This is a genomic window from Spirulina sp. CCY15215 (assembly GCF_016888125.1).
Taxonomy (GTDB): Bacteria; Cyanobacteriota; Cyanobacteriia; order Cyanobacteriales; family Spirulinaceae; genus CCY15215.
In genome coordinates, this window is sequence record NZ_JACSWA010000484.1 from 24273 (window position 1) to 41242 (window position 16970).

The 16970-nt window shown below is 46.5% G+C and carries 13 protein-coding genes; 6 read left to right on the forward strand and 7 right to left on the reverse strand.

All coding sequences use genetic code 11. The features are described 5' to 3' along the window. Window positions 1-28: 28 nt before the first annotated feature. Window positions 29-2473: a phenylalanine--tRNA ligase subunit beta gene (gene pheT / locus JUI58_RS16260; protein WP_204104848.1), complete on the reverse strand. Its 2445-nt coding sequence runs from the start codon at window positions 2471-2473 to the stop codon at window positions 29-31. Window positions 2474-2870: 397 nt separating this feature from the next. Between pheT and JUI58_RS16265 the strand changes: the two genes are divergently transcribed. Next, window positions 2871-4523 (forward strand): serine/threonine-protein kinase, encoded by a 1653-nt coding sequence (locus JUI58_RS16265; protein WP_204104849.1) that lies wholly within the window; start codon window positions 2871-2873, stop codon window positions 4521-4523. Between the two features lie 68 nt (window positions 4524-4591). Here the strand turns inward: JUI58_RS16265 and JUI58_RS16270 are convergent, their stop codons facing one another. Then, window positions 4592-5179: an NAD(P)H-dependent oxidoreductase gene (locus JUI58_RS16270; RefSeq protein WP_204104850.1), complete on the reverse strand. Its 588-nt coding sequence runs from the start codon at window positions 5177-5179 to the stop codon at window positions 4592-4594. A gap of 211 nt (window positions 5180-5390) precedes the next feature. Between JUI58_RS16270 and JUI58_RS16275 the strand changes: the two genes are divergently transcribed. After that, entirely contained in the window at window positions 5391-6353 is a 963-nt protein-coding gene (locus JUI58_RS16275) for a hypothetical protein (protein WP_204104851.1), read from the forward strand. Window positions 6354-6422: 69 nt separating this feature from the next. Here the strand turns inward: JUI58_RS16275 and JUI58_RS16280 are convergent, their stop codons facing one another. Beyond that, complete coding sequence (locus tag JUI58_RS16280; RefSeq protein WP_348539906.1) at window positions 6423-7130, reverse strand: bifunctional 4-hydroxy-2-oxoglutarate aldolase/2-dehydro-3-deoxy-phosphogluconate aldolase; 708 nt, start codon at window positions 7128-7130, stop codon at window positions 6423-6425. 97 nt (window positions 7131-7227) lie between these two features. Between JUI58_RS16280 and JUI58_RS16285 the strand changes: the two genes are divergently transcribed. Beyond that, a complete protein-coding gene (locus JUI58_RS16285; protein WP_204104852.1) occupies window positions 7228-8193 on the forward strand; it encodes a DUF362 domain-containing protein in 966 nt (321 codons plus the stop codon). 33 nt (window positions 8194-8226) lie between these two features. Here the strand turns inward: JUI58_RS16285 and egtD are convergent, their stop codons facing one another. Together egtD and JUI58_RS16295 are read right to left on the reverse strand one after the other, a co-directional pair. Beyond that, window positions 8227-9228, reverse strand: a complete 1002-nt coding sequence (gene egtD, locus JUI58_RS16290) for an L-histidine N(alpha)-methyltransferase (RefSeq protein ID WP_204104853.1) — start codon at window positions 9226-9228, stop codon at window positions 8227-8229. Window positions 9229-9312: 84 nt separating this feature from the next. Then, window positions 9313-9654, reverse strand: coding sequence for a hypothetical protein (locus JUI58_RS16295; RefSeq protein ID WP_204104854.1), 342 nt, complete (start codon window positions 9652-9654; stop codon window positions 9313-9315). A 123-nt stretch (window positions 9655-9777) separates the two neighbouring features. On the opposite strand from JUI58_RS16295, the gene JUI58_RS16300 reads away from it, so the two are divergent. Next, on the forward strand, window positions 9778-10911 hold the full coding sequence (locus tag JUI58_RS16300; RefSeq protein WP_204104855.1) for a DegT/DnrJ/EryC1/StrS family aminotransferase: 1134 nt from the start codon (window positions 9778-9780) through the stop codon (window positions 10909-10911). Then, window positions 10892-11929, forward strand: a complete 1038-nt coding sequence (locus JUI58_RS16305; RefSeq protein WP_204104856.1) for a peptidoglycan-binding protein — start codon at window positions 10892-10894, stop codon at window positions 11927-11929. The genes JUI58_RS16300 and JUI58_RS16305 overlap by 20 nt, the downstream gene beginning before the upstream one ends. 93 nt (window positions 11930-12022) lie before the next feature. Here the strand turns inward: JUI58_RS16305 and JUI58_RS16310 are convergent, their stop codons facing one another. Beyond that, window positions 12023-14803, reverse strand: a complete 2781-nt coding sequence (locus JUI58_RS16310; RefSeq protein ID WP_239121524.1) for a bifunctional acetate--CoA ligase family protein/GNAT family N-acetyltransferase — start codon at window positions 14801-14803, stop codon at window positions 12023-12025. A 159-nt stretch (window positions 14804-14962) separates the two neighbouring features. After that, the gene (locus JUI58_RS16315; RefSeq protein WP_204104857.1) at window positions 14963-15745 is read right to left on the reverse strand and encodes an MlaE family lipid ABC transporter permease subunit; all 783 of its coding nucleotides are present in this window, start codon (window positions 15743-15745) and stop codon (window positions 14963-14965) included. Window positions 15746-15819: 74 nt separating this feature from the next. On the opposite strand from JUI58_RS16315, the gene JUI58_RS16320 reads away from it, so the two are divergent. Next, a complete protein-coding gene (locus tag JUI58_RS16320; RefSeq protein ID WP_204104858.1) occupies window positions 15820-16836 on the forward strand; it encodes an ADP-ribosylglycohydrolase family protein in 1017 nt (338 codons plus the stop codon). Window positions 16837-16970 lie beyond the last annotated feature (134 nt).

Consider the following 16970-nt stretch of genomic DNA (forward strand, 5'->3'; position numbering starts at 1 on the left):
ATCACGATAAATAGGTGAGGTGAATCCACTAGGAGCGTAATGTTACCTCAAATTTCTCCGTTAGCGCCTCCCGGACTTTTCGATGAATCGGTTCGATTTCAGCGTCGGTTAAGGTGCGATCGCCGGCACGATAAGCTAAACTGAAGGCTAAACTGTGCTGTCCTTCTGGGACATTTTTGCCGAGATAGCGATCGAACAATTCTACTTTCACTAACAAATCTTTCCCTGTTTCCTGCATGGTTTTCTCCAACTCAGCCACGGGAAGATCGATCGGGGCAAAAAAGGCTAAATCGAGTTCTACGGAAGGATAAGGGGAGAAGGCTGTAAACTTAACCTGGGTCTCAATGTCGATCGCCTCAAGTAAAATTACTGCATCCAATTGGAACAGATAAATTTCATCGGGAAGATCGCGATCGCGCCGCAATTGAGGATGTAACTGCCCGAAAATGCCCAAACGCTTCCCAGCAAGCCATAAAGAAGCTGTACGCCCTGGATGCAGGCGATTATCCTCTGAACTGGCTTCATAGTCAACTTTTACCCCCAAACGGGCAAAAGCCGCTTCTAACAGCCCCTTGGCTTCATACCAGGTTAGGGGAGAACCCTTTCCTCCCGTCGTCCATCGTCCTTGGGGGAAGCGATCGCCGCTTAAAATCCCCGCGATCGCCTCGGTTTCCAGAGATCGTCCCTCTTCATCCCGAGAGAAGATGCGCCCCAACTCAAACGCATTTAACGCCCCATTGCCTCGGGTAAAGTTATATTCGTAAGCATTAACGAACTCATCGAGTAACTCTTTTCGCAGGGCAGAATATTCACTCAACAAAGGATTCGCAATCGGCACTTCCGAGAGTTCCGGTTTCACGAGGGAATAATGTACCAGTTCGGTTAAACCAATACCGCGCAAGGTTTCTCTGACTAAATTTCTGGCTTGATTTTTGGCAGGAATGCCCCCCGGTGCCGTTTGACTGGGGAGGGTTTCGCAGAAGCGATCGTAACCGTACAGCCGCGCCACCTCTTCAATTAAATCAATTTCCCGTTCCAAATCTCGATAGCGATAGGGGGGAACCGTCACCATCCAAACAGGAGTTGCAGCAGTCGTCTCTCCCTTCTCCAAAACGCAGCCAAGGGCGGTAAGAATGCGTTCTACATCATCGGAGGCAATATCGATCGCCCCTCCTGCTTCTGTTTTTACCTGACCGAGAATAGCCCCAATGCGACTCAAACGTAATTCAATTCGCCGGGACCAGGAAGCGCGATCGCTGCGGTTGTCATCTCGTCCCTGCTGGGTGACTTTTCCTCCTGCTAACTCCAAAATCAGGGCGATCGCGCGCTGACAAGCAATATCCAGTTCTGCTTGATTAACTCCCCGTTCGTAACGCGCCGAGGCTTCTGTCCGCAAACCCTGACATCGGGCGGAACGGCGAATAAACACGGGATCGAATAAAGCCGCCTCTAATAAAATATTAGTTGTCCCCTCATGTACCTCTGTTTCTTCTCCTCCCATTACCCCAGCTAAAGCCACCGGAATATCATTGGCAGTAATCAGGAAGTTTTCCGGACGTAATGGGCGTTTTTGTCCGTCCAACGTGGCGATCGCCTCCTTTTCTTTAGCCAAACGAACACTAATTGTTAAATCTTTTCCTCCTGCAACAGCTTCCAGGCGATCGCGATCGAAAGCGTGTAAAGGTTGTCCCCACTCCAATAAAATTAAATTCGTCACATCCACCACATTATTAATCGGGCGGACTCCCGCCGCTTTTAAACGAGATTGTAACCAATCAGGAGAAGGAGCAATTTTGATCCCGGCGATCGCCGTCCCGATATAAACAGGACAACCCCGAGACTCTTCTACGGCGATCGTTAAACCCGTTCCTGCATCAAACTTCATTTCCGAAACTTCCGGCAAATGTAACGCCCCCCCAGTCAAAGCCGTTACCTCCCGCGCCACTCCAACCATACTTAAAGCATCAGCGCGATTGGCCGTCGAAGTTAAATCCAAAATGACATCATCCAAACCCAACAGGGGACGCACATCCCTACCCACCTCTAAATCGGGTTCCGTAAAAATGTGAATTCCCTCCGATTCTTTCTCTAATCCCAATTCCTTCAAAGAGCAGATCATACCAAAAGACTTGATTCCGCGCAACTTTGCCGCCTTTAACTTCAAATCAATAATCGGCAAATAGGTCTTTGGAGGGGCAACCGCCACAAAAATCCCCGCTTTAACATTACTCGCACCACAAACAATCGTCGAGGCCGCATCCCCCCCAATATCCACCTCGCAGACGCTTAATTTATCCGCATTGGGATGGCGCTGACAGTCCAGCACCCTTCCCACCACCACGCCATCCGCCCACTGACGGCGATCCTCAATATCTTCAACCTCAAACCCCGCGATCGTCAATATTTCTGCCAGTTTTTCCACAGGCAGTTCAATATCCACTAATTCTCGCAGCCATTTAACAGAAATTTGCATTGAATCGTCGTTTTTCCTTAAACCTTGAACGCATCCCGACCAAATCGAGATCATAGCATAGCATAAACCCTTGCCTCTCGCTTCTCTTGATAGTCCTAGGATTTCTTTTCTCTCAATAAAGTTTAATCAAAAAATTATACTATTTGTAACACATCTTGAATTGAACGGGGAACGATAGAGTTAAACCTCCATTGCCAATAGAAATATCGAGGGAAATTAAGATATCCTAGGTAAGAGGAGGAACGCTCTATTCTTCAAACACAAAATTATGAGCATCTTAATCGGCTGTTTGCACGAGGGGCTAGACCCCCGATTTAGAGAGTATTATCTCTAAAGTTCTTGTTTCTGATTCCCTTGCAGTTCTTTTTTCCAACCAACGTTACATCGATGACGCTGAATGAGTTATTGTCTCAATCCTTCCTGTTCTTCTCCCAAAAACCCCGATAAAACCGAGGTCTGCCAAAGTTGCGGCGCGAAAATATTAATGCGCGATCGCTACAAGGGCATCAAATCTCTCGGTCAAGGCGGATTTGGGATGACATTTCTCTCCATTGATATGTCATTACCTGGCAATCCCCCTTGTGTAATCAAGCAATTACGCCCCTCGACGGACGATCCGCAAATTTTTCAGATGGCGAAAGAATTGTTTGAACGAGAAGCTGAAACTTTGGGGAAAATTGGCAATCATCCTCAAGTTCCTCGGCTATTAGATTATTTTGAATACAACAAGTATTTTTATCTCGTACAGGAATATGTTAAGGGGAATAATCTCCAACAGGAAATCAAGAAAAATGGACCTCTTAGCGAAGCCGGGGCGCGGCAATTTTTGAGCGAAATTCTGCCGATGATTCAGTATATTCACTCCCAAGAAGTGATTCATCGCGATATCAAACCGGCTAATTTAATTCGACGAGAGCAAGATAAAAAGATAGTTTTAATTGATTTTGGCGCGGTTAAAAATAAAGTTAATCCCCAAGCGGCGGCGAATACGTCCGATCAAACGGCCTTGACTTCTTTTGCGATCGGAACCCCTGGGTTTGCCCCTCCCGAACAAATGGCACTGCGTCCGGTGTATTCCAGTGATGTTTATGCGTTAGGTGTAACTTGTATTTATTTATTAACCGGAAAATCGCCCAAAGAGTTAGATTACAACCAAAAAACGGGGGAGATGGAATGGCGCAAGGAGATGGATATTTCTGACAAATTTGCCAAGGTTTTACAAAAAATGTTGGAAGTTTCCGTCCGCCATCGTTATAAAACTGCTGATGAAGTTTTGCGGGCGATGGAGTTAGAGGCTTATGAAGATCAATTACAACAAGGATTAATTACACCAAATCAGTCAAATCAAGGGAGTACTAATCTCTCTAATTCGGGCAGAAATGCGAATTCAGGGGATAGTACCTCCGGTCGTTCTAAGCCCGTTTCAGCATCGCAAAAATTAGCAGAACAATTGCGCCGAAGACGCGATCGCAACAAGCGAGGAGATGCAGGAATGGGAGGATATAACTCTTATAGTTCAGGTATGGGAGGTGCTGGGTTATCTGGTCGCGGGGCGAGATTGCCGGATTCGGGAGATATTATGAATACGGCGGGGCGGCCGGCCAAAAAACGCAAAGTGGTGAGATTAGATGAAAAAACGGTTCTCGATGGTTATGTGAAGGGACGGCGCGATTTTGCCCAACAGAATTTGAGTCAACTTGATTTGTCGGAAGCAGATTTATCGGGGGGGATTTTTCACGAGTCGCAATTACGACGAACCAATCTCCAAAAAACAAATTTAGTGAAGGCAGATTTTGGCAAGGCTAGTTTGATCAAAGCGAATTTACGCAATGCTAATTTGGTGAGGGCTTATTTTTCCGGTGCCGATCTTGAAGAAGCGGATCTGCGCGGTGCCGATCTCAGTCATGCTAATTTTAATCAGGCGAATTTGAATAAAGCCAATCTTTGCGGCGCAAATTTGACGGGGGCGAAAATTACGGAACAACAATTGGCTGTAGCGAAAACAAATTGGTCAACGGTAATGCCGGAAGGAAGAAAAGGATTCTGGTAAAAGCGTGATTTTAAACCGCTTTCGGTGGGTCAACCACAGAATCCCCATCTTTTTAAAGCGGTGAGATGTCAACCGTTGAGTTTGGTGGTTACTTCGGCCAGTTTTTTGGCAATATCTCGCACCGCCATCGCCAGTTTTTCATCCTTCAGTTGTCCAGCTTCATCAAAGGCTTGATACGCCCCTGGAATTGCCTTCTGGTCGGGAATGACCGTTACGCCAATACCTTCGAGAATGCTACGGACGTGAACCAAACCCCGCATTCCCCCCAACCCACCTGGAGAGGTTGCGAGTAGGGCGGCGGTTTTCCCTTTGAAGCAATGGAGGGACATGGGGGATTCATCGGGTTCGGGACGGGAAGCCCAATCGATCGCATTTTTGAGCAAGGGCGTAATAGAGCCATTGTATTCTGGGCAGGCAATGAGGAAACCTTGATGGCTTTTCAGCAGAGCCTTAAACTGCAAAACTGACTCGGGCAATCCTGCTTTGGCCTCCAAATCTTCGTTAAAGAGGGGCATCGGGTAGTCGAGAAAATCTAAATTAGTGACTTCGACTCCCGCAGATTTTGCCCCTTCCGCCGCAAATTTAACTAACTTTTTATTGAAAGATTCAAGGCGAGCGCTGCCTGCAAAAGCTAAAATTTTGATGGTTTGAGCCATTATTTTCTCCTTGAAAAGATTGAACAAATATGAGGATTAGAACGAAAAAACTGTTCGGATCGTCCCCGTGATAATCGTACCGTAGGAACTATGGCCATAACGTCCAAAGATTCCTAAGCGATCGCCGAAGGTAAAAGTTTTTTTACAATTTCTGCGGGAAAAGTGGAATACTTATCAACAGTTTAGCGGTCACATCTTCTCCCAACTGTCCATGATCGATGCAACTTACCCCATCTTGCTGGTTCCCAAAGGAATGACTCAGCACCTCCAACAAGTTACTCCCCGGCCTTCTGCTCCCAATCATTCTCTCCCGTCTTGCCCTCGGTTTGAAGAACCTCCCCCGCGACGATTAGACCCAGAATCTATCAAAACTCCCATCATCAACGCGATCGCAGCCGTAACCATTGGCGCAGTCGCCTCATTCTTGAATCTCACCAGTATTGGGATTCCTCTGATTTTCATATCCCTGAGTCTGTTGGTGGTTTACCTCATCAGCCACGCTCAACAATATCCCAAACGCCAACGACACTATCAACGCCAACTTGAAAAACACCAAAGCGCACAACGTAAATATGATAAGGCCACGCGGGATGCCGCCAGCCAACAACAACAATACGACGCGGCGATCGCGCAATGGCAAAAGCAGAACAAATCGTTATTGCAACTTGTTTGGGCAGAACTCAAATATACTCAAAGCCCCGGTCGTGGTTCTAACTACCGTTCTGGATATAGCGAAGCAGCATTCAAAGAATCCCTGAGACAGCATTTTGGCGATCGCATCCACACCGGATGCACAATTCGCAATCCAAAGTACGACCGAAAGCATCCCTACACGGCTGATTTTGCTTACATTGACAAGACTTTGGGACTGTATATCGATATCGAAATTGACGAACCTTACGTTTATAATAAAACTACACTCACTCACTGCATTGGCTCGGATGACGAGCGCAACGGCATCTTTTTAGAACGCGGTTGGATTGTCTTAAGATTTGCCGAGGAACAAGTGGTACACTATCCCCAACAATGCTGCCAAACGATTGCTGAAGTCGTTGCCACGTTCCAAGGTCAGCAAAGCTATGGCGAGATTCCATACCCTCCTGCTATTAAGCATTGGACGACAGAAGAAGCAATGAAAATGATGTTAGAACAGTATCGCCAGACGTATCTGTAACTTAGAATTTCCCATCATCGCTGGTTTTACAAGCGGTGAGTTACCTTTCTCAACCCGATGCCCCATTTATTAAACTAGCCCCCTTTTTAGAGAATTCTGATGGGACAATTCCCTCGCATTTAATCCAGACGGGAAACAAGTAATCTTTTCCTTTAATCTTTTCGCACCTCTAGCGATCGCCTCCCAGTCTTCAGTTTGAATTAAAGATACAGGGAAAAGTTGACTTGATAATCCTACCGCGATCGCCCCAGCTTGAATCAATTCCCCTGCATTTTCTAAAGTAACCCCTCCCGTAGGAATTAAAGGAATTCTATCTAAAGGCGCTTGAATAGCTTTAAGATAATTTGCCCCTCCCACTGTTTGAATGGGAAACACTTTCACGCAAGTCGCCCCAGCTTGCCAAGCCGTAATAATTTCCGTGGGAGTTAATGCCCCTGGTACCATAGGAATTTGGGCGATAATTGCCTTGTCAATTAATTGCCGATCGCTATGAGGAGAAAAGATAAATTGGACCCCTGCGGCGATCGCTTCTGCAAGTTGTTGTGTTTCCAGAATTGTCCCGACACCAATGAAACAAGAGGGAAATTCCTGACGTAATTGACTAATTAAAAAGGCAGGGCGATCGCTATTCCAAGCAATTTCAATGGAATGAATACCCCCCGCGATCGCAGCCCTAGCCATTTGCTGTCCTAACTTCCAATCTGGTGAACGAATCACCGCAATGAGGCGATCGCGCTGTAACTGTTGTAACCAATTGTGCGAGGATATTTCAACCACAGAGAATTCTAAATTTTGTTTATGGAGATTTTACCGTGGATTGCACTTACAATCTGAAAGGTAACTCAATGCGTAAATTCTATTATAAAAACCGCTTATGTCTTCCGTCAGCTTAATCCGCGCCGAATCCTACGATCGCCATCTTTTGCGCCAGTCTCTCCTGGAACTCCTCGAACCCCTAGGAGGAATAGGTGCATTTGTTAAGCCAGGCGATCGCGTTCTCCTCAAACCCAATCTTCTCACCGGAAGTCAACCCCCCACGCGGGAATGCGTCACCCGTCCAGAAATCGTCTATTGTCTCGCGCAAATGGTGCGAGAAGCAGGAGGAAACCCCTTTTTGGGGGATAGTCCCGCCTTTGGGAGTGCCAAAGGAGTCGCCAAAAACAACGGCTACCTTCCCTTTACCGAAGAATTAGCATTACCCATCGTTGAATTTAGCGGACAACGCCATGTTATCGAAAGCGATCGCTTTAATCACCTGCGCTTATCCAAAGAAGCACTCAACGCCGATGTCGTGATTAATTTACCAAAAATCAAATCTCACATTCAACTCACTATGACCCTCGGCGTTAAAAATCTCTTTGGTTGCGTCCCAGGAAAAATGAAAGCCTGGTGGCATTTAGAAGCTGGGAAAGATGCCGATCGCTTTGGGGAAATGTTAGTAGAAACCGCCCGCGCGATCGCCCCAGAATTGACCATTATCGACGGTATTATCGCCCATGAAGGAAACGGTCCGAGTGGGGGCGATCCCCGCTTCTTGGGCATTCTCGGCGCATCTGCTGATGTTTTTGCCCTCGACCTCGCCCTACTGGATCTCCTCCGTGTCGATCCCGCTTTAGTCCCCACAATGGTAGCCGCGCAAAACTTGGGCATCTGTCCGGAATTCTCTCAAATTGACTTCCCCAAACTCCATCCTTCTAACCTACAAGTCCAGGACTGGAAACTACCAGAAGTCCTAATACCCATTGACTTTGGACTGCCTCGCATTCTTCGTTCCACCTTTAAACATTTTTATATTCGTTTTATCAAAGAACCAATGGCGTTGTATAGCGATCGCAAATAACATCGGCTTGGCTATCTTCCCTGATATCCCCCCTTATTTTCGGCATAATATAACACCAAACCATTCTCGAGGATCCGTCTGAGTTGACAATAGGGATAAGCCCCGTTGCTGTAAGTTTTGCGTTAAAGTATCGAGGTTAAATTTGCGCGAAATTTCCGTCAGAATGCTTTCTCCTTGGCGAAATTCCACCGTCAAATCTAAAGATTCCAAACGCACTTGATGCGATCGCAAACAATCTAAATACATCTCAATTCGGGCTTCTTGTTCATTATAAATTGCTCGATGGACAAAGTTGTTAAGATCGAAATTTCCCCGAAAGCGCCAATTGAGATGGGCAAGCATATTAAGGTTAAATGCTGCCGTTACTCCTTGGCTGTCATTATAAGCTGCCTCAAGAATAGTTTTGGGCTTTTGTAAATCGATGCCTAGGAGAAAGTAATCTCCCGGTTGTAGAGTGTTAATAATTTGAGCTAAAAAGCGATCGCTTTGTTGGGGGCAAAAATTACCTAATGTACTCCCCAAAAATAAGATGATTCGTGCAGACAGAGAAGAAGGTGTTAATTGTGCTAATGCTTGTTCGTAAGTGCCAACCAAACCGCGAACTTTTAAGGTAGAATAATCTGATAGTAATTGTTTGGCACTGGCGGTTAAAATTTCGCCACTGACATCAATAGGAACATAATTTAAAGATGAATATAATGTTTGATAAGCATTCAATAAAAACCGGGTTTTGCTAGAACTACCGCTTCCTAATTCAACCAGTTCGCAATTTCCCGTTATAGAGGCAATGTCTAGCGCATATTCTTGCAAAATTCCGGCTTCCGTGCGAGTAGGATAATATTCCGGTAAATTGCAAATATCCTCAAACAAAAGAGAGCCTTTTTCGTCGTAAAAATAGCGAGGTGGTAGGGTTTTCGCGTCTTGTTGTAACCCCTGACGAACATCTTGACCATTTTCTGTGGAGTCGATCGCCTTGATTTGTTCGAGATAGCGAATATGTAAGGAGTCGATCGCGGTTGGAGTTGTAATCATCATGGTAGAGGGTGCGAGAATTCTGTTGCCATTTTGAACCATACTGCAATCGAGTTTTCCTTACAAGACAAACAGGACAGAAAAAAGCTAATTTCCCAAGTTCACACCATATCCACTTCTGACGACACTAAAAGAATACTCTAAAATTTCCGAGGATTGTCGGAGGGCTTCTTCTTCATTGGCAACCATCACGATGTTACACAGTCCAAAGGTATCAATATACCAGTAAAACCAACCGGAGGTCCCGTCAAAGTTGCACTCATCAACGTCAACTTGAAACCCCTCATAGGTTTTGGTTAGGAGGAAGGGAGAAGGAAACGCAAATAGCCCCAGAATACAAATTACAGGTAAGGCGCGATCGCCAAGGAAGAATCCCTGGGGGAAAATAGCGTAGATTCTTTGAATTGTTTTTGAGAAAAGTTTCAGCATCTTAGATTAAGAGAGTGGCATTTAGGGACAGGGAAGAGTAAAAAGGAATGAGGAAATTAAATTTAAGGCGATCGCCTGACTAATTTTCCGACTCCGATCCTCTACCTCGCTATTTATCCAATTATGACAGTACCTTTTGTCGATCTTTCTCTACAACACCAACCCCTAGAAGCCAAGATTCAAGAAGCCCTCATGACGGTAGTTCGAGATGGGGACTTTATTTTAGGCAAAGCGGTGACGGAGTTTGAACGTGCTTTTGCGGCGGCTTCAGGGGTTAAATATGGGGTGGGGGTGAGTTCCGGTACCGAAGCGATCGCCCTGGGTTTGCAAGCGAATGGCATTGGGGTTGGAGATGAAGTTCTCATTCCCACTAACACCTTTATTGCCACGGTAATTGGGGCATTGCGAAGCGGTGCTAAACCGGTTCTCGTAGACTGCGATCCCGCAACGGCTTTAATCGATCTTGAAGCCGCAGCCAAAGCCATTACCCCTCAAACTAAGGCGATTATACCCGTTCATCTCTACGGACAGATGGTTTCTCCCTCTCGCTTGCAAGACTTCGCCACAACTCATAATCTCCTGATTTTGGAAGACGCAGCCCAGGCTCATTTGGCGGAACGGGAGGGGAGAAAAGCGGGTACAATCGGTCAAGCTGCGGCTTATAGTTTTTACCCCAGTAAAAATTTAGGTTCTTTGGGGAATGGCGGTATCGTCCTCACCGATGAGGAAGCGATCGCCCAGAAAATACGCTGTTATCGCAACTACGGGGCCACCCAAAAATACATTCACGAGGAATTAGGTACAAATAGTCGCCTCGACACCCTACAAGCTGCTATTCTCAATCTCAAACTGCCCCATCTTGAGGGCTGGAACCGCGATCGCAATCGCGCCGCCCGCAGCTATGATGCGGCTTTAGCGTCTTTAAATCAAGATGGTATTACCTCTCTCCACAACCAAAGCGGAACCGGGCATATCTATCATCTTTACATCATTCGCATTAACTCTTCCTGTCCCCTGAACCGGGATGAAATGCAAAAACAACTCGGCGATCGCGGCATTCAAACCGGCATTCATTACCCCATTCCCTGCCATCTACAACCCGCCTACAAGTTTCTGGGCCACCAAAAAGGGGATTTTCCTCATGCCGAGAAATTATGCCAAGAAATCCTTTCCTTGCCCATGTATCCAGGGCTAACAGAAGACAATATTGCGATCGTTGTGGCCGCTTTGCAAGATATTGTCACTTTCAAGGGATGAAGAGAGAATAAAATATAATCGAGAAAAGGAGTCAAACTTTATTTCTCGTTATTATTGCGATCGTTACAGTTTAGAGGAGGAAAGAATTTTGGACACAATTGCTTACACTCAAGGATATCTCCTTCGCGAGGAAATGGAAGGGATTGAATACGATCTGCCTGATTTGAACTTATTCACCATCGGGAACAATTTCAGTCATTCAGTCTGCTTGAGTCTTTTAACTGCGGCCTTGGTTGCCGGAATTCTCAGTGCTGCGGATCCCGCACTGGCACAACGGATGCTGAGGGCAGGAATGCAGGGAAATGATGTTGCCGAAGTGCAAACCCTATTGAGAAATCGCGGTTATGCTATCAGTTATGGTGCCAATGGGGGCGGACGCGGAAAGTACGGACCACAAACCGCAAGCGCTGTCCGTACTTTCCAACAAAAGATGGGTTTAACCCCCGATGGTATTGTTGGTTCTCGTACCCTTGCCGCCTTAAAAGGTTTGGGGGTTGGCGGTTCGACCGCTAATACCAGTGTTCCTGCTGTTAGCAATAGCACTGCTGCGAATACGGGAGGAAGCTATTTGACTATGGGGGCTCGAGGAGCCGCCGTGGAAGAGTTGCAAACCCTGTTGAGAAATCGCGGTTATGCTATCAGTTATGGTGCAAATGGAAGCGGTCGCGGTACATTCGGACAGCAAACCCTAGATGCGTTGCGTCAGTTTCAACGGGATGCAAAATTGTCAGTGGATGGCGTTGCTGGACCTCGAACCATGAGTACATTGCGCGGTGGCTCTGTTGCTGCCAGTACCGGTACCGTGCGTCAAGCCAGTGCAAATATCCGTCCGTCTACTTCCGGACGCTATCGGGTCACAGCATCGGGCTTGAATATTCGCAGCAGCCCGAGTACAACTGGCACTGTTGTCGGAAACTTGAAAAACGGGGCCACGGTCAATGTCATCGGTTTTCCCAATTCAGCTTGGGCGCAAATCGGTTCGGGGCAGTATGTTGCCAGTCGTTATATTCAACAGTAGTGAATGAGTCAATCCTTGGATATTACCCTAGTGGGAGCGAGACGCTTCCACTATTTTTAATTATGGTATTTATGCGGATTTGATATGATTAATTCATTGCCCATCAACCAGAGGTTTGCTGTCGAGTTCTAATTCTGCGCTGACGATATCAGAGGTGTAGCGTGAGAGTTTAAAACCCGCTTTTTCACAGACACGCTGCATCGCCCCATTTTCCGGGAGAATTTCTGCAACGATGCGAGATAAATTACGATCGCGCCCGATCGCCACCAAGCGTTTTAATAACTCAGTCCCTAACCCTTGATATTGAAAGCGATCGCTGACTAAAGCGGCAAATTCTGCCTCATTGGTGCCGTGTACCTCCTGCAAGCGAGCCACCGCCAGAATTTCCCGTTCTCCCGTCTCTGGGTTTTGATAATCTGCGACCAAGGCCATCTCGCGATCGTAGTCAATAAAACAGAGACGAGAGAGGCGATCGTGAGCAATTCGCGCTTTCAAAGCAATTAAGTGAAAATAACGCAGATAAATACTCTCCTCAGATAAAGGTTCGTGAAATTTCACCGCCAAGGGTTCATCTTCCGGACGGATGGGGCGAATAGTAACTTTTGTCCCATCTTTCATAGTCCAAGGGGCAACATACTCCAAAGGATAAGGACAAATAGCGGGTTTGGGAATGTCTTCCTCTTGCACCTCGAGATCGTGCAGCACCACCCGCGCGTCTAAAGCGATAAAGTGTTGAGAAGAAGCCAATAAGGGATTAATTTCAATTTCCTTAATCCAACGCTGTTCCACCACCAACTGACTAAAACGGACGATCGCCTGTTCTAAAGCAGCCAAGTCTACTGCCGCTTGTCCCCTTACTCCTTGCAAGGCTTGGTAAATTTTCGTTTGCTCCATCATGCGCCGCACTAATGTAGTATTTAAAGGAGGAATAGCAAGGGAACGATCTTTAAAGACCTCCACTAAAGAACCTCCGGTACCAAACAGTAAGACGGGACCAAATTGCGGGTCGAAACTACTGCCGATAATCAATTCATAGTCCCCGCTAGACATCTGTAACATCGGTTGCACCGTCACCCCTTGGAAATGTTCTGCCCCCACTTTCTCCGTCACCGAGGCGGCAATTCCTTGATAGGCACCCCGCACGGCCTTTTCATCCTGCAATAATAAACGCACGCCACCAACATCGGTTTTGTGAGTAATAGTCATAGAGTTAAGTTTCAAGACCACGGGATAGCCAATTTTTGTCGCTTGTTCCACGGCTTCATCAACATGGGTAGCAACGTGAGTAGGAATGGTGGGAATTTTGTAGGCTTCTAAGAGTTGTTTCGACTCATATTCTGTGAGTAAAGTGCGCCCTTTGGCACGGATCGCCTCAATAGTTGCGGTAACGCGATCGCGATCGAGGACATTATTTTCGCTATCCTGGGAAAGGGTAGGGGTTTCGTATAAGCCCTGTAAATTATAAGCATAGCGCCACATATAGTTAAACACCCGTGCGGCAGTATCCGGGAAAGGTAGCGTAAAAATCTTGGCATTATTGAGCAATTCTTCCCCAGGGGTAATGCTATTTCCTCCCATCCAACTAGCCAAAATTGGCTTGAGGGGATAAACTTTGCTTTGCAGGACCTCTAAAAACTTCTGGGCGGTTTGGGTGGGTGCTGTCATAGCTTGAGGGGTGAGGATCGCCAGCAAACCGTCGCTGTTGGGATCGTTGAGGGCAATTTCGATCGCCTTGCCATAGCGATCGGGGTCTGCATCTCCTAAAATATCAATGGGGTTGCTATGGCTCCAGTGAGGGGGCAAAATCTCATCAAGGGCGCGGATCGTCTCTTCCGACAGGGTAGCTAATTCCCCGCCGCCAGCAATGAGAGCATCGGTAGTGAGAACCCCCGGTCCTCCAGCATTGGTGAGGATCGTCAAGCATTTTCCTTTCGGCCTCGGTTGCTTGGCGAGGACTTCTGCCATATTAAAGAGGTCGTCAATAGTATCAACCCGCAACACGCCACAACGTCGGAAAGCGGCATCGAGAACATCATCGCTGCCCGCTAATGACCCTGTATGAGAGGCTGCTGCTGCTGCTGCTGCTTCTGTGCGTCCGGCTTTAATAACAATAATCGGTTTAGTGCGAGCAACTTCTCGGGCAGAAGAGAGGAAAGACCTGGCATTACCGATGCTTTCCATATAGATAACAATACTTTCCGTATGAGGATCGTCCCCGAGGTAGTCGAGGAGATCCCCCCAACCGACATCTAACATCGAACCGATGGAAACGAAGGCACTAAAACCAACATTTTCCCGAAAACTCCAATCGAGGATCGAGGTACACAATGCCCCGCTTTGGGAGATAAATCCTACCTTACCGGGACGGGCGATCGCGCCAGCAAAAGTTGCATTTAAACCATCGATCGGGTTCATCACTCCTAAGCAATTCGGTCCGATAATTCGCATTTTGTAGCGACGGGCAATTTCTAAAATTTGTCGTTCTAGTTCAATGCCTTGAGAACCAATTTCTTTAAAGCCTGCGGAGATAACGATCGCGCCTTTGACTCCTGCTTGTCCACATTCGGCGATAACTTGGGGAACTGTCGCTGCGGGAGTCGCCACGATCGCTAGATCTACGGCGGCAGGAACGGCGCTAATACTAGGATATGCCTTAATCCCTAAAACACTCTTTCGCTTGGGGTTAACGGGAAAAACAGTACCACCGAAGGGATGTCCGATTAAGTTCCAGAGGAGAGTGCGTCCAACACTGCTGGATTTTTCGCTGGCACCAACGATCGCAACATTTTGGGGTCGGAAAAATACATCTAAGGGTTGCTGTTGATAGCCTAAGATATTTTGGGCGGGATCGGGTTGTTTCATATTGGTGGCCATAATTTGTTCTTTTATGCTTTTTATTACAGCAGTTATAGGTTAAGAATTAGTTTTATTGTTCATTGAGGATTCCCGATCGCCTTGCGGGAGGAGATGCGATAATCATCTTGATTTTCGAGATTGAGAACAATTCAACTTTAGCCAGTGTAGCAAGCAATATTAAAGAATAGGCGTTTTAAATAATACCAAAGAGAGTAGAAAATCCAGCATAAAAATAGCGATCCATGTCGTAACAACAGCATTGGTAGAAGATTGTCCCACCTCCTTTGCCCCTCCCTGGGTCGTTAAACCCCAACTACAGCCGATCGCCGAGACAACAATACCAAAGAGAAACCCTTTCAGCAAAACTGCCAGCAAATCTAAAGGGGTTAAAAACGAGCGCACCGATTGTAAAAATAGCCAAGAATTGAGATGATAAAATTGCCTTGCTACCAGCATCCCAGAAATAATTCCCACGGCGATCGCGCAAATGCTTAAGAGGGGTAACATTACGCAACAGGCGATCGCCCTCGGTAAGACCAAATAATCGATAGGATCGGTTTTTAACATCATTAACGCATCAATTTGTTCCGTTACCCGCATCGCGCCTAATTCCGCCGCATAAGCCGATCCTACCTGTCCTGCGACAATACTCGCAGTTAATACCGGACCTAACTCCCGACAAAAGGCTAAGGCAAAGGCTCCTCCCAGGGCATTAATTGCCCCAAAACGGTTTAATTCCCGCGCGGTTTGAATGGTAAAGATGGCACTGGCGGAAATTGCGATTAAAATAACAGGTAAGAGGGAACGAGGTCCGGCTTTGGCGAGTTGTTCGAGAAAGGCACGCGGATAAATTCTGCCCTTGAAGAGGCGCAACCCGAGTTGTCCAACCAGGAGAAGTGCCATGACAAAACGCCATAGCCAAGACTGTTCGACAAAATCTTCGGATTCGGGGTTCGACATTGTGTAAAAAGAAAGAGGGTGCAGCCACAAGAGTCATTTTTGTGCGGGCGAAAATTAATCAGGAACAGACTCAGATGATTACGAATAGGCTACACCACGGCGCAGCGAACACTATGGAAAGGGTACAAGCGCAACTTTTGGCGGGAAAAATTTTATCGGGGTTATTAGGGTTTTGTATTGGAGATGCTTTGGGGGTTCCAGTGGAGTTTTCCCCGCGATCGCAACTGCAAAAAACTCCCGTCACGGGGATGCAAGGATACGGCACCCACAACCAACCCCCAGGAACTTGGTCCGATGAAAGTTCTTTGATGTTTTGCGTTGCTGATGCACTCTGTTGGCAAGATAATATTCAATCGGATGCTTTGGTGGATGAGACGGCAAATTTGCTTTCTTGCTGGTACGAGGGTCAAGTTTGGACTCCTCACGGACAGCGTTTTGATATTGGCTTTACGACGGCTAAGGCGATCGCCCATTTACGGGAAGGGATATCGCCGCAACTGTCGGGGGAAACGGAGGAAATGAGTAATGGTAACGGGTCTTTAGTGAGAACTTTGCCTTTTGTTTTTTTCCATCATTTATTGCCTTTTCCGGAATTACTCGATCGCATTCATAAGATTTCACAAATTACCCACGCCCATCCGCGATCGCAAATGGCTTGCGGTTTTTATGTGAGTATCGCGATCGATTTGTTGCGAGGATACGATCCAAAAATAGCTTATTTACAAGGAATTGCTCGGATTGAGCCATTTTATTGGCACCCTCCTTATAACGATCAATTGTCTCAATTCCAGAATATTATTGGGGGAAATTTAGCCGAACTTTCCCAAGCAGAAATTCATTCGGGAGGATATACTGTTCATACTTTAGAAGCGGTTCTCTGGTGTTTATTAAATAGTTCTTCTTATACTGAAACTGTTTTAAAAGCAGTTAATTTAGGAGAGAGTACGGATACGATCGCGGCATTAGCGGGAGGTTTGGCTGGATTATATTATGGTGTTAAAGATATTCCGGCTGATTGGATGCAAAAGATTGCCCGATTTTATGATATTTTGGCTTTGTCTGAGAGATTAGCAAAGAAGATTTTGAGTTAGTGGCGATCGCAAAGCCTAGTCTTAGCTATATCGCACTTCAACTTCCTAAAACAAACCTGAGAATAATACCAATAGTTGTAGCAGCAATCAAACTGAAAGCAAGATTAACAACCCATTGAGTCCCTTCTCGATAA